This window comes from Bradyrhizobium liaoningense, from assembly GCF_018130785.1.
GTDB classification, from domain to species: Bacteria; Pseudomonadota; Alphaproteobacteria; order Rhizobiales; family Xanthobacteraceae; genus Bradyrhizobium; species Bradyrhizobium liaoningense_A.
On the sequence record NZ_JAFCJT010000012.1, the window covers coordinates 64,186 to 83,682 of the forward strand.

Genomic DNA, 19,497 nt, shown 5'->3' on the forward strand with positions numbered 1-19,497 from the left:
TCGAATTTGCGGCCGTAGGCGACCGGCACGCGAGGAGAAGACGATGAACCAAGAAATTATGAATCTTTTTAACCCGACGACGCCGGCTCAGGTCTTCGACCAGATCCGGATCTCGATCGCGTCTCCAGAGAAGATTCTGTCCTGGTCCTACGGCGAGATCAAGAAGCCGGAGACCATCAACTACCGTACCTTCAAGCCCGAGCGCGACGGCCTGTTCTGCGCCCGCATCTTCGGGCCGATCAAGGACTACGAGTGCTTGTGCGGCAAGTACAAGCGCATGAAGTACAAGGGCATCATCTGCGAGAAGTGCTCGGTCGAGGTCACGCTGTCGCGCGTCCGGCGCGAGCGCATGGGCCATATCGAGCTCGCAGCCCCCGTCGCCCACATCTGGTTCCTGAAGTCGCTGCCCTCGCGCATCGGCCTTCTGCTGGACATGACGCTGAAGGATCTCGAGCGGATCCTCTACTTCGAATACTACGTCGTGCTGGAGCCGGGCCTCACCGCGCTGAAGGACCGTCAGCTCTTGTCGGAAGACGAGTATCTGAAGGCACAGGACGAGTACGGCCAGGACAGCTTCACCGCCATGATCGGCGCGGAAGCGATCCGCGAGCTGCTCAAGGGCATGGACCTCGAGAAGCTCGAAGCCACCTTGCGCCTCGAGATGCAGGAGACCGACTCCGACATCAAGCACAAGAAGCTCGCCAAGCGCCTGAAGATCGTGGAAGCGTTCCGCCACTCCGGCAACAAGCCGGAATGGATGATCATGACCGTGGTTCCGGTGATCCCGCCGGACCTGCGTCCGCTGGTGCCGCTGGACGGCGGCCGGTTCGCGACCTCGGACCTCAACGACCTCTACCGCCGCGTCATCAACCGCAACAACCGCTTGAAGCGGCTGATGGAGCTGCGTGCGCCTGACATCATCATCCGCAACGAGAAGCGCATGCTTCAGGAAGCGGTCGATGCGCTGTTCGACAACGGCCGCCGTGGCCGCGTCATCACGGGCGCCAACAAGCGTCCGCTGAAGTCGCTCGCCGACATGCTCAAGGGCAAGCAGGGCCGCTTCCGCCAGAACCTGCTCGGCAAGCGCGTCGACTATTCGGGCCGTTCGGTGATCGTGGTCGGTCCCGAGCTGCGCCTGCATCAGTGCGGCCTGCCGAAGAAGATGGCGCTCGAGCTGTTCAAGCCGTTCATCTATTCGCGGCTTGACGCCAAGGGCCTGTCCACCACCGTGAAGCAGGCCAAGAAGCTGGTCGAGAAGGAGCGGCCCGAGGTCTGGGACATCCTGGACGAGGTCATCCGCGAGCATCCGGTGCTGCTCAACCGCGCACCGACGCTGCATCGCCTCGGCATCCAGGCGTTCGAGCCCGTGCTGATCGAGGGCAAGGCGATCCAGCTTCACCCGCTGGTCTGCGCCGCGTTCAACGCCGACTTCGACGGCGATCAGATGGCCGTGCACGTTCCGCTGTCGCTCGAAGCGCAGCTCGAAGCGCGCGTCCTGATGATGTCGACCAACAACATCCTGCATCCGGCGAACGGCCAGCCGATCATCGTGCCGTCGCAGGACATCGTGCTCGGTCTCTACTACGTCTCGATCATGCGCGAAGGCCTGCCCGGCGAGGGCAAGATCTTCGGCGACATGGCCGAGCTCGAGCACGCGCTGCATGCGAGGGTCATCCACCTCCACACCAAGATCAAGTATCGGTGGCAAGGCATGGATGAGACCGGCAAGGTCTCGACGCGGTGGATCGAGACCACCGCTGGCCGCGTCATGCTGGGCAATCTGCTGCCGAAGAATCCGCGGATTTCGTACGAGATCATCAACAAGCTGATGACCAAGCGCGAGATTTCCGGCGTCATCGACCAGGTCTACCGCCACTGCGGCCAGAAGGAGACGGTGATCTTCTGCGACCGCATCATGGCGCTCGGCTTCTACAACGCGTTCAAGGCCGGCATCTCGTTCGGCAAGGACGACATGGTCGTGCCGCACGGCAAGTGGAAGATCGTCGACACCACCCGTACGCTGGCGAAGGATTTCGAGCAGCAGTACAACGACGGTCTGATCACCCATGGTGAGAAGTACAACAAGGTCGTCGACGCCTGGTCGAAGGCCACGGAAGAAATCGCCAAGGCGATGATGAAGGAGATCTCCGCCACCAAGAAGACGGCGAGCGGAGCCGACGCCGACATCAACTCGATCTACATGATGGCTCACTCCGGTGCCCGCGGTTCGCCGGCCCAGATGCGCCAGCTCGCCGGCATGCGCGGCCTGATGGCCAAGCCGTCGGGTGAGATCATCGAGACGCCGATCATCTCGAACTTCAAGGAAGGCCTCTCGGTGCTCGAGTACTTCAACTCGACCCACGGCGCCCGCAAGGGCCTCGCGGACACCGCGTTGAAGACCGCGAACTCCGGCTACCTGACCCGTCGTCTCGTCGACGTCGCGCAGGACTGCATCATCACGCAGAACGACTGCGGCACCAAGCTCGGCATCAAGATGCGCGCCATCGTCGATGCCGGCACCGTGGTCGCCTCGCTCGGCTCGCGCATCCTAGGCCGTACGGCCTGCGAAGACGTGCGTGACAGCTCCGGCAAGGTGATCATCAAGCGCGGTACGCTGATGGAAGAGAGCCATCTGGATGCCATCCACCAGGGTGGTGTGCAGGAGGTGAAGATCCGTTCGGCTCTGACCTGCGAGCTCGTCAACGGCATCTGCGGCATGTGCTACGGCCGCGACCTCGCCCGCGGCACGCCGGTCAACCACGGTGAGGCCGTCGGCGTCATCGCGGCGCAGTCGATCGGCGAGCCGGGCACCCAGCTGACCATGCGCACCTTCCACATCGGTGGTGCGGCGCAGCTCAACGAGCAGTCGTTCGTCGAATCCAACTTCGACGGCAAGATCGTGATCCGGAACAAGTCCATCGCCCGCAACAGCGAAGGTCACCTGGTCGCGATGGTCCGCAACATGGTGGTGGCGATCGTCGATGCCGACGGCACCGAGCGTGCGACGCACCGTATTCAGTACGGTTCGCGCCTGCACGTCGACGAGGGCGACAACGTCAAGCGCGGCCAGCGCATCGTCGAGTGGGATCCCTACACCCGTCCGCTCCTCACCGAAGTCGAAGGTACCATCGGCTTCGAGGATCTGGTCGAGGGGCAGTCGATCTCGGAAACGCTCGACGAGGCTACCGGTATCGCCAAGCGCGTGGTCATCGACTGGCGCTCGACCCGCGGCGGCTCGGACCTGCGTCCGGCCATCGTGGTCAAGGGCAAGGACGGCAAGGTGCTCAAGCTCGCCCGTGGCGGCGATGCCCGCTACATGCTGTCGGTCGATGCCATTCTCTCGGTCGACGTCGGAGCCAAGGTCAATCCGGGCGACATCCTCGCCCGTGTCTCGACCGAAAGCGCCAAGACGCGTGACATCACCGGCGGTCTGCCGCGGGTGGCGGAACTGTTCGAGGCACGGCGTCCGAAGGATGCGGCGATCATCGCCGAAATCGCGGGCACCATCCGGTTCGGGCGCGACTACAAGAACAAGCGTCGCATCTCGATCGAGCCGATGGACAAGACCGACGAGCCGCGCGAGTACCTGATCCCGAAGGGCAAGCACATCCACCTTCAGGACGGCGACGTCGTCGAAAAGGGCGACTTCATCGTGGAAGGCAACCCGGCGCCGCACGACATCCTTGCGGTCAAGGGCATCGAGGAGCTCGCGGCCTATCTGGTCAACGAAATCCAGGAGGTCTACCGGCTCCAGGGCGTGCTCATCAACGACAAGCACATCGAGGTGATTGTCCGTCAGATGCTCCAGAAGGTGGAAGTCACCGACCAGGGCGACACGGACATGATCTCCGGCGAGCAGGTCGACAAGATCGAGTTCGACGCGCTCAACGAGAAGGCCAAGGAAGAGGGCAAGAAGATCGCCACGGGAACGCCGGTTCTGCTCGGCATCACCAAGGCGAGCCTCCAGACCCGCTCCTTCTTCTCGGCGGCCTCGTTCCAGGAGACCACACGCGTCCTCACGGAAGCGGCGGTCAACGGCAAGGTCGATCCGCTCGAAGGCCTCAAGGAGAACGTCATCGTCGGCCGGCTGATCCCGGCGGGCACCGGCGCCTCCATGGCCAAGATCCGCGAAGTCGCGATGAAGCGCGACAAGCTGATTCTGGACGAACGCGAGAAGCAGGCGGCCGTCGTGTCGCCCGCGCCGGAAGCCGAGCTTCCCGCGCTGCCGCCCGCGGAATGATCGTTCATCCGTAGGAATACCGAGGACAACGAAAAGGCCGGCGAAAGCCGGCCTTTTTGCTGCTTTGTTTCCCTGTTGCGGTGCACGATCAACCTTTGTTCATCTTTCCTTCAGGCGCAAAAGCGCTTCTGCTAAGGGAACTTAGACCGGTGGTCCCGTGACGGGGGCAGGGCCGGAGACCACGGAACTCATATGCTTGATCTCGCAATCGTAGGCGGCGGCCCCGGCGGGCTGATGAGCGCCTGGTACCTGAAGCGTAAGCTCGGCGACCTCTGCCGCGTCACCATCTACGAGGCCTCCGACCGGCTCGGCGGCAAGATCGTCACGCGCAAATTCGATTCCGCGCCGGCGATGTACGAGGCCGGCGTTGCGGAGATCTACGACTACTCGATGACCGGTCCCGATCCGCTGCGCGAACTGATCCAGCATTTCGGACTGCAGACGATTCCGATGGACGCCGAGCAGGTGCAGTTCGGCGGCGAGCTGCTCAACGACGTCGCAGGCATGCGCCGCAAATTCGGCGCCAAGACCGCGGCGGCGATCGAGGGTTTCCGCACGCGCTGCGCCGAGGCGATGTCGCCGATCGAATATTACGAGGGCGTCGGCGCGCACGACAACGAGAATCCCTGGGCCTACAAGACCGCCGAGCAGGTGCTCGACGAGGAGGTCGAGGACGAAACCGCAAAGCGTTTCTTCAAGGTGATGGCGCGCTCCGACATCGCGACCGAGAGCCACAACACCAACGGGCTCAACGCGCTCAAGAACTATCTGATGGATGTCGACGGCTATATCGGTCTCTATTCCATCCAGAACGGCAACGAGCAGCTGATCGATTGCCTCCAGTCGGAGGTCAACGCCGACATCCAGCTCAATCATCGCGTGCTGACCGTCGGCAAGGCGCCGACCGGCCGCTACCAGCTCAAGATGATGAACGGCAAGGGGCCGGAGACGCGCGACTTCGACCTGGTGCTGGTCTGCCTGCCGCATTCCTGGCTCGCGACCATGGGCTGGGAAGGAGAGCAGCTCCGCAAGTCGATGGTCAAGCACGTCTCGTATTTCGATCGTCCCGCGCATTATCTGCGCGTCTCGATCCTGTTCGACACCCCGTTCTGGGGCGAGAAGATTTCCGGCGCCTGGTTCATGTCGGAAGCCTTCGGCGGCTGCTGCGTCTACAATGAGGGCGCGCGCCATGACGTCGGCAAGCACGGCGTGCTGAACTGGCTCATTCCCGGCTCAGACGCGCTGGCTTTCGCCAATCTGTCGGACCAGGAGTTGATCGACGCCGCGCTGAAATCGCTGCCGGCCTCGCTCGGCGATGCGCGTTCGCATTTCGTGGAAGGCAAGATCCACCGCTGGCTGTCGTCGGTGAATGCTATCCCGGGCGGTCTGCCCGTGCGTGACGTCATGACCAATCACCGGCCGGAGCCGAAGGAGCATCCCGGCATCGTGGTGGTCGGCGACTATCTGTTCGACTCCACGCTGAACGGTCTGCTCGACTCCTCGGACGCGGCGACCGACATCATCCTGACCGAGATGATGCGCCTGCGCCGCGAGCGCGCACAGGAGGAGGGCAAGCCGGTCTCGGACAAGATCGACCGCGACTATTTCGAGAATTATCGCGGCCTCGGTCCCTACAGCGAGGCCTGGAGCCACTTCACCGATCCCGATTATCTCACCAAGCTGATCGGCATCGTCTGGGGCAAGGCCAGGGGCGCCAAGCTCCTGGTCGCGGGCTCGGCGAGCGGCGAATTGGTCGGCGCGCTGCGCGATCGCGGCATCGATGCCTTCGGCATCGAGAGCAACCGCGCCATCCACGCCAGGACGCCGAAGGCGCTGAAGAAGTACAACAAGCTCGGCTCGATCACCGACATGCCGTTCAAGGACGGCGCCTTCGACTTCGTGTTCGAGACCAGCCTCTGCCATGTTTCCCCGAAGCAGGTGGTCCGCGCGATCCGCGAACTGAATCGCGTGGTCAAGACCGGCCTCGTGTTCGGCTCGATCACCTCGGACATGGCTTCAGTGGTGATCGACCGCTACGACCTGCTGCGCGGCGTCAAGAAGCTCGGCACCTGGTGGGAATGGTCCGAGCTGTTCTTCGGCAACGGCTTCGAGCTGTCGATGCACCGCAAGGACTGCACCGATGCGCTCTGGGAGGCGACGCTTGCCGCCAACAAGGGTCCGGGCCAGTGGTACGCCGACGCCGACAGCCTGCGTTATTCCTTCTTCGACAAGGTCGAGGATGAGGACGACGACTAGAGACAGGATCGGACCGGCCTAGCCAATTGCTTTGCCGAATTCATCATGATCGCATAGAATCGGTGCGATAGCGGTTGCCGCTATTTCCTGCTTTCTCCGCGGTCATGCCGGCCGTCAGCATCGGTTGGTTTCATGGCGTCCAAGCCCCTCCCGCCCGACAAACAGAAGCTCTCCGCGGAAGAGGCGGCCGAGCTCGACGACAAGCTTGTCGCCGCCAAGCCTGACCTCGAAGACGACGAGGACGACGAAGACGAGAAGGATGACGAGCTGGAGCTCGACGACGACGATGAGGACGAGGACCTCGTCGTCTTCACTGCGCGCGAAGCCGCCGGCGCGCTCGCGACCATCCTGGGTTTCGTCAAGCCCTTCCTGTCCAACTACAAGCGGATGCTGTCATTCGTGGCGTTCGGCGTCTTCGTCGAGACGCTGTTCAACGTCATCATGCCGCTCAGCCTGAAGTACCTGATCGACGACGCGCTCGGCGAGGAGGATTTCCAGGCGCTCTACAAGATCCTCGGCGTGCTCGCGGTCGCCGGCATCTTCACCTCGATCGTCGCGGTCTGGTACGAGCGCTGGGACGCCCGGCTGGCTGCCTGCATCATCTCCGACGTCCGCAAGCGCCTGTTCGAGCACGTCCAGGACCTGCCGGCGGCCTATTTCGGCCGCACCAAGCGCGGCGAGATCCTGTCGCGCTTTTCCGTCGATCTTTCGGCCTTCGAGGGCTCGGTCAAGACCTTCGCCAACAGTGCAGCGCTGCCGTTTCTGGAATTGATCGCCGGCATCATCCTGATGGTGTTCCTGAACTGGCAGCTCGCCGCGGTCGCGCTGCTGGTGTTCCCGATCACGCTGATCGGGCCTCGCATCCTCACCCCGAAGGCGGTGCAGGCCAATTACGAGCAGAAGCAGAACGAGAGCGCGCTGCTCGGCATGGTGCAGGAGAACGTGGCCGCGCAGGCCGTGATCAAGGCGTTCAGCCTGCAGCGCAAGATGTTCGGCTTCTTCACCTTCCGTAATACCGAGACGCGCCACAAGATCGCTTCGGCCGCGTTCCTCTCGACCATGGTGGAGCGGACGGTCACCATCTCGGTGCTGCTGCTGCACCTCGTCGTGCTCGCGATCGGCGCCTATCTCGCGACCAAGGGCCAGATCACCATCGGCACCTTCGTCACCTTCGAGAGCGCGTTCTGGGAGGTCTCCTACAACATCGCCCACGTGATGCACTTCATCCCGGTGTCGATCTCCTCGGCCGCCGCGATCCGCCACATGCAGGAGCTGCTGGACGAGCCGACGCGCGGCGCCGATCGTCCCGGCGCGCCCGATCTGCCGCGCATCACCAACGACATCACCTTCGACCACGTCACGTTCCAGTACGAAGGCAGCCAGACGCCGGTGCTGGACAATCTCAGCCTCAAGCTCAATGTCGGCAAGCGCATCGCCATCGTCGGCCCCTCGGGCTCGGGCAAGAGCACGCTGCTCAATCTGATCCTGCGGCTGTACGTGCCCGACGAGGGGCGCGTCACCATCGACGGCGTCGACGTCCGCAAGGTGACGCTGGATTCGCTGCGCCGGAGCATGGCGGTGGTGTTCCAGGAGAACATGCTGTTCAACATGTCGATCCGCGAGAACATCCGGCTCGGCAAGGAAGGCGCGACCGACGAGGAGGTGGAGGACGCCGCCAAGAAGGCCGAGATCCACCGCTACATCATGAGTCTGCCGCAGCGATACGACACGGCGGTCGGCGAGCGCGGCGATACGCTCTCGGGCGGCCAGCGCCAGCGCATCGCGATCGCGCGCGCGATCATCCGCAACCCTTCCGTGCTGCTGCTGGACGAAGCCACCTCGGCGCTCGACCAGACCACGGAAGCGGCGATCAACCGTACGCTGCTGAAGGTCGCCAAGGGCCGCACCATGATCTGGTCGACCCACCGCCTGACCTCGGTGGTCGAAATGGACGAGATCATCGTGATTTCAGGGGGCAGGGCGATCGAGCGCGGCTCGCACGCCGAGTTGCTCGCCAGGAACGGCACCTATCGCAAGCTGTGGAACGACCAGATCCACCAGCCGCATGGCGCTGTGGCTCAGGCCGATGACGACAACGACGATGACGACGAGGATGAAGACGACCTCGAGGATGATGAGGACGAGGACGACGAGGAGGAGTGACCGAGGAAATTCGGTTCCAGATGAAGCGCTCCTCCGAACGGCCGCAATAGTCCCTGGACCGACCATGCGATGAAGCGCGCCCAGCGCTGTGCCGTCCAGTATGGGCTCGTCGCGGTCGAGACGCAGCGGAAGTCGAAGGCCTTCGCCGCCGACCATTCGTCGCAACCTCGCTTGACCGGATCGGCGTAGAACGCGGCGATCTTGTCCGCATCCATCCCGTCGGAAGCGAGCCATTGCGGGATGTAGACATTGCAGAGCCGCTCGACGTCGGTGAAGACCTTGTCGCAGCCGGTGCCGGCGACGGGGCAGGAGGTCGAGAAGGCATCGCCCACGAGCACGAGGCCGGGCCGGTCGCTTGCGTCATTCACGTAGAGATCGACCGGGCGGATCTTGATCTCGCCGGGGATGTCGAAGGCGCCGGTGATGAGCTTGAGCCGGGGCAGGGCGGCGTTCAATGTCTCGGCCGGCGCACGGCGCAGCTCGCGCAGCCAGGGATCGTCGAAGCCGCGGTAGACGAACAGATTGGCGCGCATCCGCGTCCCGACCGGAAACAGCGTGATGTAGGGGATGCGGTCGCTCGGCCGTTCCGAGAAATAGGTCAGCGCCGGGAAGTCGAATGAACTCCGCCCCGCCGGCACCACGTCGAACCCGATCGAGATCGAATGGCAGGCGCTGATGATCTTTCGCGCGATGCCGAGCTGGTGACGCAGGCCGACATTCAGGCCGTTGGCGAGCACGACCAGGCGGGCGGAGATCGTCTCGTCATTGGAGAGCGTGATCTTTTGCCGCTTCGGGCTCGTCTCGAGCGAGACCGCCTTGGCACAGATGCGTTCGACGTCAGCAGCGATCTCGTCGCGGACGGCGTTGACGAGGGAATCGTAGAGGATGTTGAACTGCCGGCTCGGCGCCTTGTCGAGCAAGTGGCCGAAGCGGGCGATCCAGTTTTCGCCGGCAAAGGTCGCGCGGCGGAGCACCGATTCTCCGATTCCGGTCCTCAGGAATCGCTCGACCTGTACGCGACCACTGAGTTTTTCGACCCGGAAGTCGGCCGGATAGCTCTCATGCGGGTCGATCAACACCGCCGAAATGCCGGCGCGGCCGAGCATTGCGGCGGCGGTCGAGCCGGACAATCCCCCGCCGATAATGGCAACGTCGGTGTACCGCATGGTGCAAATCTCTGCCGAAGGCGGCAGATTGACGCATCAAGAGGAAAAAAAGCCTTAGCAAGGGTCATAAAAGTACATTTTGCCCGGATATAAAATGTTTTTGGGCTGGCGGAACAGATGTCCGGTACCCATATCCGGCATGCGCGGTGAGTGCGGGCAAACAGCGATTTCGTCAGGTGCCAGAAGCGTTTTCCGACTGTCGTTTCACCTTGACTTGACCGATTCTCACTTATAGAAAGCGCCTCACTTAACGACAGGCGGTGAGCATCGCCAGCGTCGGAACGGGCCACCCGTTGACCCCCAGGGGTCGCTAAGACGGGCACCAACCTCGACGAATGCCGCTCAAACGCTGTCGATCATAGCTAGGCAATGCCAGTGCGATTTTAGGTCTCTTGAGCTTGTTCTCTCGAGATCGAATTCGGATGCATGACCTCGGTGCGCGGGCCGCGGCTTTACGCTGATCGGTCCCAATACTGCGGTCCTCTGTGGCGTCGAAGCGCTTTCCGCTCGTTGATGGAGCGGTTGGCGCAATTTCGCTTTGTGCGGATTGTTCCGTGCAGGGCGGCCCAATCGGGCGGGTGGCTCGAAAGAATTTGCGGTCCCGACAACGGGCCGCAGCAAGACAGCGGATCCGGAAGGGTTCGCGGCAGAACAAAGGGTAAGGCCAGGATGCCGACGATCAACCAGCTGATCGCTCAACCGCGTGAAGTGCAGAAGTCGCGCAAGAAGGTGCCGGCGCTGCAGCAGTCGCCGCAGAAGCGTGGTGTTTGCACCCGCGTCTACACCACGACCCCGAAGAAGCCGAACTCGGCGCTTCGTAAGGTCGCCAAGGTGCGCCTGACCAACGGCTTCGAGGTGATCGGTTACATCCCGGGTGAGGGCCATAACCTTCAGGAGCACTCGGTGGTCATGATCCGCGGCGGCCGCGTCAAGGACTTGCCCGGCGTGCGCTACCACATCCTCCGCGGCGTTCTGGATACCCAGGGCGTCAAGAACCGTAAGCAGCGTCGTTCGAAGTACGGCGCGAAGCGTCCGAAGTAAGCGGGAACCAGCTCAATGTCTCGTCGCCACTCAGCGGAAAAGCGCGAAGTTCTTCCCGATCCGAAGTTCGGGAACATCATCGTGACGAAGTTCATGAACTCGGTGATGTACGCCGGCAAGAAGTCGGTCGCCGAAGGCATCGTCTACGGTGCGTTCGGTATCATCGAGGCCAAGACCAAGCAGAGCCCGCTCGGCGTGTTCGAGCAGGCGCTCGAGAACGTCATGCCGACGATCGAAGTGCGCTCCCGCCGCGTCGGTGGCGCGACCTACCAGGTCCCGGTCGAAGTTCGTTCGACCCGCCGTCAGGCTCTGGGCATCCGCTGGCTGATTTCGGCGGCGCGCGAGCGCAACGAGAAGACGATGACCGAGCGTCTCTCGGCCGAGCTCCTGGACGCATCGAACAACCGTGGCAACGCCGTGAAGAAGCGTGAGGATGTGCACCGGATGGCGGAAGCCAACCGCGCCTTCTCGCACTATCGCTGGTAACGGCGAAACAAACGGACTCGCAAGGAACACCCCATGCCCCGCCAACATGCCATCGAGGACTACCGTAACTTCGGTATCATGGCGCATATCGACGCCGGCAAGACGACGACGACCGAGCGCATCCTCTATTACACCGGCAAGAGCCACAAGATCGGCGAAGTGCACGAAGGTGCCGCGACGATGGACTGGATGGAGCAGGAGCAGGAGCGTGGCATCACGATCACCTCGGCTGCGACCACCGCCTTCTGGGCCGGCAAGCGCCTGAACATCATCGACACTCCCGGCCACGTCGACTTCACCATCGAAGTCGAGCGTTCGCTGCGCGTGCTCGACGGCGCCGTCTGTGTGCTCGACTCGAACCAGGGCGTCGAGCCCCAGACCGAGACCGTCTGGCGCCAGGGCGACAAGTACAAGGTTCCGCGCATCGTCTTCGCCAACAAGATGGACAAGACCGGCGCCGACTTCTTCAAGTGCCTGTCCGACATCGTCGACCGTCTCGGCGCCAAGCCGATCGCGATCCAGCTTCCGATCGGTGCCGAGAACAACTTCAAGGGTCTCGTCGACCTCGTGAAGATGAAGGGCATCGTCTGGAACGATGAATCGCTCGGCGCGAAGTTCGACTATGTCGACATCCCGGAAGATCTGGTCGAGCAGGCCAAGGAATACCGCGAGAAGATGGTGGAAGCCGCCGTCGAGCTCGACGACGACGCATTGGCCGCCTTCCTCGACGGCAACGAGCCGGACGAAGCGACGCTGAAGCGGCTGATCCGCAAGGCGGTGCTGACCGGCGCGTTCTATCCCGTGCTGTGCGGCTCGGCCTTCAAGAACAAGGGCGTGCAGCCGCTGCTCGACGCCGTCGTCGACTATCTGCCGTCGCCGATCGACGTGCCCGCGATCAAGGGCACCGATGACCGCGGCAACGAGGTCGTGCGCAAGGCGGACGACAAGGAGCCGCTGGCGCTGCTCGCGTTCAAGATCATGGACGACCCGTTCGTCGGCACCATCACCTTCTGCCGCATCTATTCGGGCATCCTCCAGAGCGGCACCGGCGTCGTGAACTCGACGCGCGAGAAGAAGGAGCGCATCGGGCGCATGCTGCTGATGCATGCGAACAACCGCGAGGACATCAAGGAAGCCTATGCCGGCGACATCGTCGCGCTGGCCGGCCTGAAGGAAGCGCGCACCGGTGACACGCTGTGCGATCCCGACAAGCAGGTGATCCTGGAGAAAATGGAATTCCCCGAGCCGGTCATCGAGATCGCGATCGAGCCGAAGTCCAAGGCCGACCAGGAAAAGCTGGGCGTGGCGCTGGCAAAGCTCGCCGCGGAGGATCCGTCCTTCCGCGTGTCGACCGACCAGGAGTCCGGCCAGACCATCCTCAAGGGCATGGGCGAACTCCATCTCGACATCAAGGTCGACATCCTCAAGCGTACCTACAAGGTCGACGCCAACATCGGCGCGCCGCAGGTTGCGTTCCGTGAGCGCGTCACCAAGAAGGCCGAGGTCAAGTACACCCACAAGAAGCAGACCGGCGGTACCGGTCAGTTCGCGGAAGTGTCGATCGTGGTCGAGCCGAACGAGCCCGGCAAGGGCTACGAGTTCGAGTCCAAGATCGTCGGCGGTGCGGTTCCGAAGGAATACATCCCCGGCGTCGAAAAGGGCCTCAACAGCGTGATGAGCTCCGGTGTCGTCGCGGGCTTCCCCGTGGTCGACGTCAAGGTTCAGCTCGTCGACGGCAAGTACCACGACGTCGACTCGTCGGCGCTCGCCTTCGAAATCGCATCGCGCGCGGCGTTCCGCGAAGCGCTGCAGAAGGGCAAGTCCGTCCTGCTCGAGCCAATCATGAAGGTCGAAGTGGTGACCCCGGAAGACTACACCGGCTCGGTCATCGGCGACCTGAATTCCCGGCGCGGTCAGATCCAGGGTCAGGACATGCGCGGCAACGCCAACGTCATCAACGCGATGGTGCCGCTCATGAACATGTTCGGTTACGTGAACAACCTGCGCTCGATGAGCCAGGGTCGCGCGACCTTCACCATGCAGTTCGACCACTACGCAGAAGCGCCGGCCAACGTGTCGGCAGAAGTCCAGAAGAAGTTTGCCTGATTGTCGTCGGTCTAGAGCTGACGATTGAACGGAGAGTCAAATGGCCAAAGCAAAGTTTGAACGTAACAAGCCGCACTGCAACATCGGCACCATCGGTCACGTCGACCATGGCAAGACGTCGCTGACCGCGGCGATCACCAAGGTTCTCGCCGAAGCCGGCGGTGCGACGTTCACCGCGTACGACCAGATCGACAAGGCGCCGGAAGAGAAGGCGCGCGGCATCACCATCTCGACCGCGCACGTCGAGTACGAGACGCCGAACCGCCACTACGCCCACGTCGACTGCCCCGGCCACGCCGACTACGTGAAGAACATGATCACCGGCGCCGCCCAGATGGACGGTGCGATCCTGGTCGTGTCGGCCGCTGACGGCCCGATGCCGCAGACCCGCGAGCACATCCTGCTCGCCCGTCAGGTCGGCGTGCCCGCGCTCGTCGTGTTCCTCAACAAGTGCGACATGGTCGACGATCCGGAGCTCCTCGAGCTCGTCGAGCTCGAAGTCCGCGAGCTGCTCTCGAAGTACGACTTCCCGGGCGACAAGATCCCGATCATCAAGGGTTCGGCGCTCGCCGCTCTCGAAGATTCCGACAAGAAGCTCGGCCACGACGCCATCATCGAGCTGATGAAGAACGTCGACTCGTACATCCCGCAGCCGGAGCGTCCGGTCGACCAGCCGTTCCTGATGCCGGTTGAAGACGTGTTCTCGATCTCCGGCCGCGGCACCGTCGTGACCGGCCGCGTCGAGCGCGGCATCGTCAAGGTCGGCGAGGAAATCGAGATCGTCGGTCTGCGTGCCACGCAGAAGACCACGGTCACCGGCGTCGAAATGTTCCGCAAGCTGCTCGATCAGGGCCAGGCCGGCGACAACATCGGCGCGCTGCTCCGCGGCACCAAGCGCGAGGACGTCGAGCGCGGCCAGGTGCTGTGCAAGCCGGGTTCGGTCAAGCCGCACACCAAGTTCAAGGCTGAGGCCTACATCCTCACCAAGGAAGAGGGCGGCCGCCACACCCCGTTCTTCACCAACTACCGTCCGCAGTTCTACTTCCGCACCACCGACGTGACCGGTGTCGTGCACCTGCCGGAAGGCACCGAGATGGTGATGCCGGGCGACAACATCGCGATGGAAGTGCACCTGATCGTGCCGATCGCGATGGAAGAGAAGCTCCGCTTCGCGATCCGCGAAGGCGGCCGCACCGTCGGCGCCGGCGTCGTCGCCTCGATCATCGAGTAATTACGAGAATAGGGATTGGCGCGTAGCGAGTGGTGACATTCGCTATTCGCTATTCGCCACCCCCCACTGAAGAGAGACCACGGCAATGAACGGCCAAAACATTCGTATCCGTCTCAAGGCGTTCGACCATCGTATCCTCGATACGTCGACCCGCGAGATCGTGAACACGGCGAAGCGCACCGGCGCGCAGGTCCGCGGACCCATTCCGCTGCCCACCCGCATCGAGAAGTTCACCGTCAACCGTTCGCCCCACGTCGACAAGAAGAGCCGCGAGCAGTTCGAGATGCGCACTCACAAGCGCCTGCTCGACATCGTCGATCCGACCCCGCAGACCGTCGATGCTTTGATGAAGCTCGACCTGGCCGCCGGTGTCGACGTCGAGATCAAGCTCTAAGATTTTTGGATCACGTTCGCGACTAGCGGACAGAAAGAACAGGAAGCACGCCGATGCGCTCCGGAGTGATCGCACAAAAGGTCGGGATGACGCGGGTCTTTACGGAGGCCGGCGAACATATCCCCGTGACCGTGCTGAAGCTCGGCAATTGCCAGGTCGTAGGCCACCGCACTGAAGAGAAGAACGGTTACGTCGCGCTCCAGCTTGGTTCTGGCAGCCGCAAGACCGTTTACATGCCCAAGGCTGAGCGCGGCCAGTTCGCGGTCGCCAAGGTCGAGCCGAAGCGTCGGGTCGAGGAATTCCGCGTCTCCGCGGATGCCATGATCCCCGTTGGTGCCGAGATCCTTGCCGATCACTTCGTCGTCGGCCAGTTCGTCGACGTCACCGGCACCTCGGTCGGTAAGGGCTTCGCCGGCGGTATGAAGCGCTGGAACTTCGGCGGTCTGCGCGCCACGCACGGTGTGTCGATCTCGCACCGCTCGATCGGTTCGACCGGTGGCCGTCAGGACCCCGGCAAGACCTGGAAGAACAAGAAGATGCCCGGCCACATGGGTGTCGACCGCATCACCACGCTCAACCTTCGAGTCGTTCAGCTCGATGTCGAGCGCGGCCTGATCCTCGTCGAAGGTGCCGTTCCCGGCTCCAAGGGCGGCTGGATCCGCGTGCGCGACGCCGTCAAGAAGCCGCTGCCGAAGGAAGCTCCGAAGCCCGGCAAGTTCAAGGTTGCTGGCGAAGCGGAAGCCGCTCCGGCTGCGCAGGAGGCGTGAGATGGAATTGAAGGTCACGACCCTCGAAGGTAAGGAAGCCGGCTCGGTCCAGCTTTCCGACGCCATTTTCGGCCTCGAGCCGCGCCAGGACATCATTGCGCGTTGTGTGCAGTGGCAGCTCAACAAGCGTCAGGCCGGCACTCACAAGGCCAAGGGCCGCGCCGAGATCTGGCGCACCGGCAAGAAGATGTACAAGCAGAAGGGCACCGGCGGTGCTCGTCACGGCTCGGCCCGCGTGCCGCAGTTCCGCGGCGGTGGCCGTGCCTTCGGTCCGGTGGTGCGTTCGCACGCCACCGACCTGCCGAAGAAGGTCCGCGCGCTTGCTCTCAAGCATGCGCTCTCGGCCAAGGCCAAGGACGGCGATCTGCTGGTGATCGACAAGGCCGCGCTGGAAGCCGCGAAGACCAAGGCGCTGCTCGGTCACTTCTCGGGTCTCGGCTTGACCAACGCGCTGATCATCGACGGCGCCGAGCTCAACAACGGCTTTGCCGCCGCGGCCCGCAACATCCCGAACATGGACGTGCTGCCGATCCAGGGCATCAACGTCTATGACATCCTGCGCCGTCAGAAGCTCGTTCTGACCAAGGCCGCCATCGATGCGCTGGAGGCGCGCTTCAAATGACGAAGAACATCGAGCCTCGCCACTACGACGTGATCCTGTCGCCGGTCGTGACCGAAAAGGCCACGATCGCCTCGGAGCACAACAAGGTCCTGTTCAAGGTGGCCGCCAAGGCGACCAAGCCGCAGATCAAGGAAGCGATCGAGAAGCTGTTCGACGTCAAGGTCAAGAGCGTCAACACGCTGGTCCGCAAGGGCAAGACCAAGGTCTTCCGCGGTAATCTCGGCTCGCAGTCGAACAGCAAGCGCGCGATCGTGACCCTCGAAGAGGGCCACCGGATCGACGTCACCACCGGTCTGTAAGGTCGCACGACGATGGCACTGAAGACATTCAATCCCACGACGCCGGGCCAGCGCCAGCTGGTCATGGTCGATCGTTCGGCCCTCTACAAGGGCAAGCCGGTCAAGGCGCTCACCGAGGGCAAGCACTCCTCGGGCGGCCGCAACAACACCGGTCGCATCACCGTGCGTTTCCGCGGCGGCGGTCACAAGCAGACGCTGCGCATCGTCGACTTCAAGCGCGACAAGGTCGATGCACCCGCGACGGTCGAGCGGCTGGAATACGATCCGAACCGCACTGCGTTTATCGCGCTGATCAAGTATCAGGACGGCGAGCAGGCCTACATCCTGGCGCCGCAGCGCCTGGCCGTGGGCGACACCATCGTCGCCGGCAACTACGTCGACGTGAAGCCGGGCAACGTCATGCCGCTCGGCAACATGCCGGTCGGCACGATCATCCATAACATCGAGGTCAAGATCGGGAAGGGGGGCCAGCTGGCTCGTTCCGCGGGCACCTACGCCCAGCTCGTCGGCCGCGACCAGGATTACGTCATCGTCCGCCTGAACTCGGGTGAGCAGCGTCTCGTGCACGGCCGTTGCCGCGGCACGATCGGCGCGGTGTCGAACCCGGACCACATGAACACCTCGATCGGCAAGGCCGGCCGCAACCGTTGGCTGGGCCGCAAGCCGCACAATCGCGGCGTTTCGATGAACCCGATCGACCATCCGCACGGCGGTGGTGAAGGTCGTACCTCGGGCGGTCGCCACCCGGTCACTCCGTGGGGCAAGCCGACCAAGGGCAAGAAGACCCGCTCCAACAAGTCGACCAACAAATTCATTCTCCTAAGCCGCCACAAGCGGAAGAAGTAAGGAACGCCGGACATGGTTCGTTCAGTCTGGAAAGGCCCGTTCGTCGAGGGTTCTCTGCTCAAGAAGGCAGATGCCGCGCGCGCGTCCGGCCGTCACGACGTCATCAAGATCTGGAGCCGTCGCTCGACGATCCTGCCGCAGTTCGTCGGCCTGACCTTCGGCGTCTACAACGGTCAGAAGCACGTGCCGGTGGCCGTCAACGAGGAAATGGTCGGTCACAAGTTCGGCGAGTTCTCGCCGACCCGGACCTTCCATGGCCACTCCGGCGACAAGAAAGCCAAGAAGGCTTGAGGATTAAACGATGAGCAAACCTAAGCGCGAACGGAGCCTCGCCGAGAATGAGGCCAAGGCGGTCGCCCGGATGCTGCGGGTGAGCCCGCAGAAGCTCAACCTGGTCGCCCAGCTCATTCGCGGCCGGAAGGCGGCTGCTGCGCTCGCCGACCTGCAGTTTTCGCGCAAGCGGATCGCGGTTGACGTGAAGAAGTGTCTGGAATCGGCTATCGCAAACGCCGAGAACAACCACGACCTCGACGTCGACGATCTCGTCGTGGCGCAGGCCTTCGTCGGCAACGGCCTCGTGATGAAGCGTTTTGCCGCCCGCGGCCGTGGCCGCTCGGGCCGCGTCTACAAACCATTTTCGCAGCTGACGATCATCGTTCGTCAGGTCGAAGCCGAAGCAGCGGCCTAAGGGACGCAGGAGCACACGATGGGTCAAAAGATCAATCCGATCGGTCTGCGTCTCGGCATCAACCGAACCTGGGATTCCCGCTGGTTCGCCGGCAAGCAGGAATACGGCAAGCTGCTGCACGAGGACGTCAAGATCCGTGAGATCCTGCACAAGGAGCTCAAGCAGGCGGCCGTCGCCCGCATCGTGATCGAGCGTCCGCACAAGAAGTGCCGCGTCACCATCCACTCGGCCCGTCCGGGCGTGGTGATCGGCAAGAAGGGCGCCGACATCGACAAGCTTCGCAAGAAGGTCGCGGACATCACCTCGTCCGACGTCGTCATCAACATCGTCGAAATCCGCAAGCCGGAGCTCGATGCGACGCTGGTGGCCGAGTCGATCGCGCAGCAGCTGGAGCGCCGCGTTGCGTTCCGCCGCGCCATGAAGCGCGCCGTTCAGTCGGCGATGCGTCTCGGCGCGGAAGGCATCCGCATCAACTGCTCGGGTCGTCTGGGCGGTGCGGAAATCGCGCGCATGGAGTGGTACCGCGAAGGTCGCGTGCCGCTGCACACGCTGCGCGCCGACATCGACTATGGCGTCGCGACCGCGTTCACGACCTTCGGCACCTGCGGTGTCAAGGTCTGGATCTTCAAGGGTGAGATCCTCGAGCACGATCCGATGGCCCAGGACAAGAGAATGGCCGAAGGCGAGACGGGTGGCAGTGGTGATCGTGGTGGCCGTCAGCGCCGCGATACGGCTGCGGCCTGAGCCAGCACAGGAATTTGAGGGCTTAAAGCCATGATGCAACCTAAGAAAACGAAGTTCCGGAAGGCGCACAAGGGCCGCATCCACGGCGTTGCGTCTTCGGGCGCGACGTTGGCGTTCGGCCAGTTCGGCCTGAAGGCGACCGAGCCTGAGCGCGTCACTGCGCGCCAGATCGAAGCCGCTCGCCGCGCGCTGACCCGCCACATGAAGCGCGCCGGCCGCGTCTGGATCCGCGTGTTCCCCGACGTTCCGGTGTCGAAGAAGCCGGCCGAAGTCCGCATGGGCTCCGGCAAGGGTTCGCCGGAATTGTGGGTGGCGCGCGTCAAGCCGGGCCGGGTGCTGTTCGAGATCGACGGCGTCAACACCCAGACGGCGCGTGAGGCGCTGACCTTGGCGGCCGCCAAGCTGCCGATCAAGACGCGCTTCGTCGAGCGCATTGCGGAGTAATGGC

17 protein-coding genes are annotated in these 19,497 nt (G+C 63.3%); 16 read left to right on the top strand and 1 reads right to left on the bottom strand.

The window, feature by feature from the left end:
• The first annotated feature begins 43 nt into the window (after positions 1–43).
• From rpoC to JQ627_RS23095, 3 genes are all read left to right on the top strand, one after another.
• Positions 44–4,240, top strand: coding sequence for a DNA-directed RNA polymerase subunit beta' (gene rpoC, locus JQ627_RS23085; protein WP_212486424.1), 4,197 nt, complete (start codon positions 44–46; stop codon positions 4,238–4,240).
• A gap of 192 nt (positions 4,241–4,432) precedes the next feature.
• Positions 4,433–6,496: an FAD-dependent oxidoreductase gene (locus JQ627_RS23090; protein ID WP_212486425.1), complete on the top strand. Its 2,064-nt coding sequence runs from the start codon at positions 4,433–4,435 to the stop codon at positions 6,494–6,496.
• 132 nt (positions 6,497–6,628) lie between these two features.
• Positions 6,629–8,659, top strand: a complete 2,031-nt coding sequence (locus JQ627_RS23095) for an ABC transporter ATP-binding protein (protein ID WP_212486426.1) — start codon at positions 6,629–6,631, stop codon at positions 8,657–8,659.
• Here the strand turns inward: JQ627_RS23095 and JQ627_RS23100 are convergent.
• A complete protein-coding gene (locus tag JQ627_RS23100; RefSeq protein WP_212486427.1) occupies positions 8,575–9,825 on the bottom strand; it encodes an NAD(P)/FAD-dependent oxidoreductase in 1,251 nt (416 codons plus the stop codon). The genes JQ627_RS23095 and JQ627_RS23100 overlap by 85 nt on opposite strands.
• Before the next feature lie 669 nt (positions 9,826–10,494).
• On the opposite strand from JQ627_RS23100, the gene rpsL reads away from it, so the two are divergent.
• From rpsL to rplP, 13 genes are all read left to right on the top strand, one after another.
• Positions 10,495–10,866, top strand: a complete 372-nt coding sequence (gene rpsL, locus JQ627_RS23105) for a 30S ribosomal protein S12 (protein WP_007603006.1) — start codon at positions 10,495–10,497, stop codon at positions 10,864–10,866.
• A 15-nt stretch (positions 10,867–10,881) separates the two neighbouring features.
• Positions 10,882–11,352: a 30S ribosomal protein S7 gene (gene rpsG / locus JQ627_RS23110; protein WP_028152987.1), complete on the top strand. Its 471-nt coding sequence runs from the start codon at positions 10,882–10,884 to the stop codon at positions 11,350–11,352.
• A gap of 33 nt (positions 11,353–11,385) precedes the next feature.
• Complete coding sequence (fusA, locus tag JQ627_RS23115) at positions 11,386–13,458, top strand: elongation factor G (RefSeq protein ID WP_135178089.1); 2,073 nt, start codon at positions 11,386–11,388, stop codon at positions 13,456–13,458.
• A gap of 40 nt (positions 13,459–13,498) precedes the next feature.
• Complete coding sequence (gene tuf / locus JQ627_RS23120) at positions 13,499–14,689, top strand: elongation factor Tu (RefSeq protein ID WP_212486428.1); 1,191 nt, start codon at positions 13,499–13,501, stop codon at positions 14,687–14,689.
• Positions 14,690–14,774: 85 nt separating this feature from the next.
• Positions 14,775–15,083, top strand: coding sequence for a 30S ribosomal protein S10 (rpsJ, locus tag JQ627_RS23125; RefSeq protein ID WP_002712302.1), 309 nt, complete (start codon positions 14,775–14,777; stop codon positions 15,081–15,083).
• 53 nt (positions 15,084–15,136) lie between these two features.
• Entirely contained in the window at positions 15,137–15,850 is a 714-nt protein-coding gene (gene rplC, locus JQ627_RS23130) for a 50S ribosomal protein L3 (RefSeq protein ID WP_212486429.1), read from the top strand.
• A gap of 1 nt (position 15,851) precedes the next feature.
• Entirely contained in the window at positions 15,852–16,472 is a 621-nt protein-coding gene (gene rplD / locus JQ627_RS23135) for a 50S ribosomal protein L4 (protein WP_011088150.1), read from the top strand.
• Positions 16,469–16,771 (top strand): 50S ribosomal protein L23, encoded by a 303-nt coding sequence (locus JQ627_RS23140; protein WP_008136362.1) that lies wholly within the window; start codon positions 16,469–16,471, stop codon positions 16,769–16,771. The genes rplD and JQ627_RS23140 overlap by 4 nt, the downstream gene beginning before the upstream one ends.
• Before the next feature lie 12 nt (positions 16,772–16,783).
• Positions 16,784–17,617, top strand: a complete 834-nt coding sequence (gene rplB, locus JQ627_RS23145) for a 50S ribosomal protein L2 (protein WP_212486430.1) — start codon at positions 16,784–16,786, stop codon at positions 17,615–17,617.
• A gap of 12 nt (positions 17,618–17,629) precedes the next feature.
• Positions 17,630–17,908, top strand: coding sequence for a 30S ribosomal protein S19 (rpsS, locus tag JQ627_RS23150; protein WP_008136357.1), 279 nt, complete (start codon positions 17,630–17,632; stop codon positions 17,906–17,908).
• Positions 17,909–17,918: 10 nt separating this feature from the next.
• Positions 17,919–18,305: a 50S ribosomal protein L22 gene (gene rplV / locus JQ627_RS23155; RefSeq protein ID WP_008136353.1), complete on the top strand. Its 387-nt coding sequence runs from the start codon at positions 17,919–17,921 to the stop codon at positions 18,303–18,305.
• Positions 18,306–18,323: 18 nt separating this feature from the next.
• Positions 18,324–19,049 (top strand): 30S ribosomal protein S3, encoded by a 726-nt coding sequence (gene rpsC, locus JQ627_RS23160; protein ID WP_014494500.1) that lies wholly within the window; start codon positions 18,324–18,326, stop codon positions 19,047–19,049.
• Between the two features lie 30 nt (positions 19,050–19,079).
• Positions 19,080–19,493, top strand: a complete 414-nt coding sequence (rplP, locus tag JQ627_RS23165; protein ID WP_008136349.1) for a 50S ribosomal protein L16 — start codon at positions 19,080–19,082, stop codon at positions 19,491–19,493.
• The last annotated feature ends 4 nt before the right edge of the window (positions 19,494–19,497 follow it).

What these genes read in the sequence shown, in the direction of transcription:
- rpoC (WP_212486424.1), top strand. Translation starts at nt 44, where the DNA reads ATGAACCAAGAAATTATGAATCTTTTTAACCCGACGACGCCGGCTCAG.
- JQ627_RS23090 (WP_212486425.1), top strand. Translation starts at nt 4,433, where the DNA reads ATGCTTGATCTCGCAATCGTAGGCGGCGGCCCCGGCGGGCTGATGAGC.
- JQ627_RS23095 (WP_212486426.1), top strand. Translation starts at nt 6,629, where the DNA reads ATGGCGTCCAAGCCCCTCCCGCCCGACAAACAGAAGCTCTCCGCGGAA.
- JQ627_RS23100 (WP_212486427.1), bottom strand. Translation starts at nt 9,825, where the DNA reads ATGCGGTACACCGACGTTGCCATTATCGGCGGGGGATTGTCCGGCTCG.
- rpsL (WP_007603006.1), top strand. Translation starts at nt 10,495, where the DNA reads ATGCCGACGATCAACCAGCTGATCGCTCAACCGCGTGAAGTGCAGAAG.
- rpsG (WP_028152987.1), top strand. Translation starts at nt 10,882, where the DNA reads ATGTCTCGTCGCCACTCAGCGGAAAAGCGCGAAGTTCTTCCCGATCCG.
- fusA (WP_135178089.1), top strand. Translation starts at nt 11,386, where the DNA reads ATGCCCCGCCAACATGCCATCGAGGACTACCGTAACTTCGGTATCATG.
- tuf (WP_212486428.1), top strand. Translation starts at nt 13,499, where the DNA reads ATGGCCAAAGCAAAGTTTGAACGTAACAAGCCGCACTGCAACATCGGC.
- rpsJ (WP_002712302.1), top strand. Translation starts at nt 14,775, where the DNA reads ATGAACGGCCAAAACATTCGTATCCGTCTCAAGGCGTTCGACCATCGT.
- rplC (WP_212486429.1), top strand. Translation starts at nt 15,137, where the DNA reads ATGCGCTCCGGAGTGATCGCACAAAAGGTCGGGATGACGCGGGTCTTT.
- rplD (WP_011088150.1), top strand. Translation starts at nt 15,852, where the DNA reads ATGGAATTGAAGGTCACGACCCTCGAAGGTAAGGAAGCCGGCTCGGTC.
- JQ627_RS23140 (WP_008136362.1), top strand. Translation starts at nt 16,469, where the DNA reads ATGACGAAGAACATCGAGCCTCGCCACTACGACGTGATCCTGTCGCCG.
- rplB (WP_212486430.1), top strand. Translation starts at nt 16,784, where the DNA reads ATGGCACTGAAGACATTCAATCCCACGACGCCGGGCCAGCGCCAGCTG.
- rpsS (WP_008136357.1), top strand. Translation starts at nt 17,630, where the DNA reads ATGGTTCGTTCAGTCTGGAAAGGCCCGTTCGTCGAGGGTTCTCTGCTC.
- rplV (WP_008136353.1), top strand. Translation starts at nt 17,919, where the DNA reads ATGAGCAAACCTAAGCGCGAACGGAGCCTCGCCGAGAATGAGGCCAAG.
- rpsC (WP_014494500.1), top strand. Translation starts at nt 18,324, where the DNA reads ATGGGTCAAAAGATCAATCCGATCGGTCTGCGTCTCGGCATCAACCGA.
- rplP (WP_008136349.1), top strand. Translation starts at nt 19,080, where the DNA reads ATGATGCAACCTAAGAAAACGAAGTTCCGGAAGGCGCACAAGGGCCGC.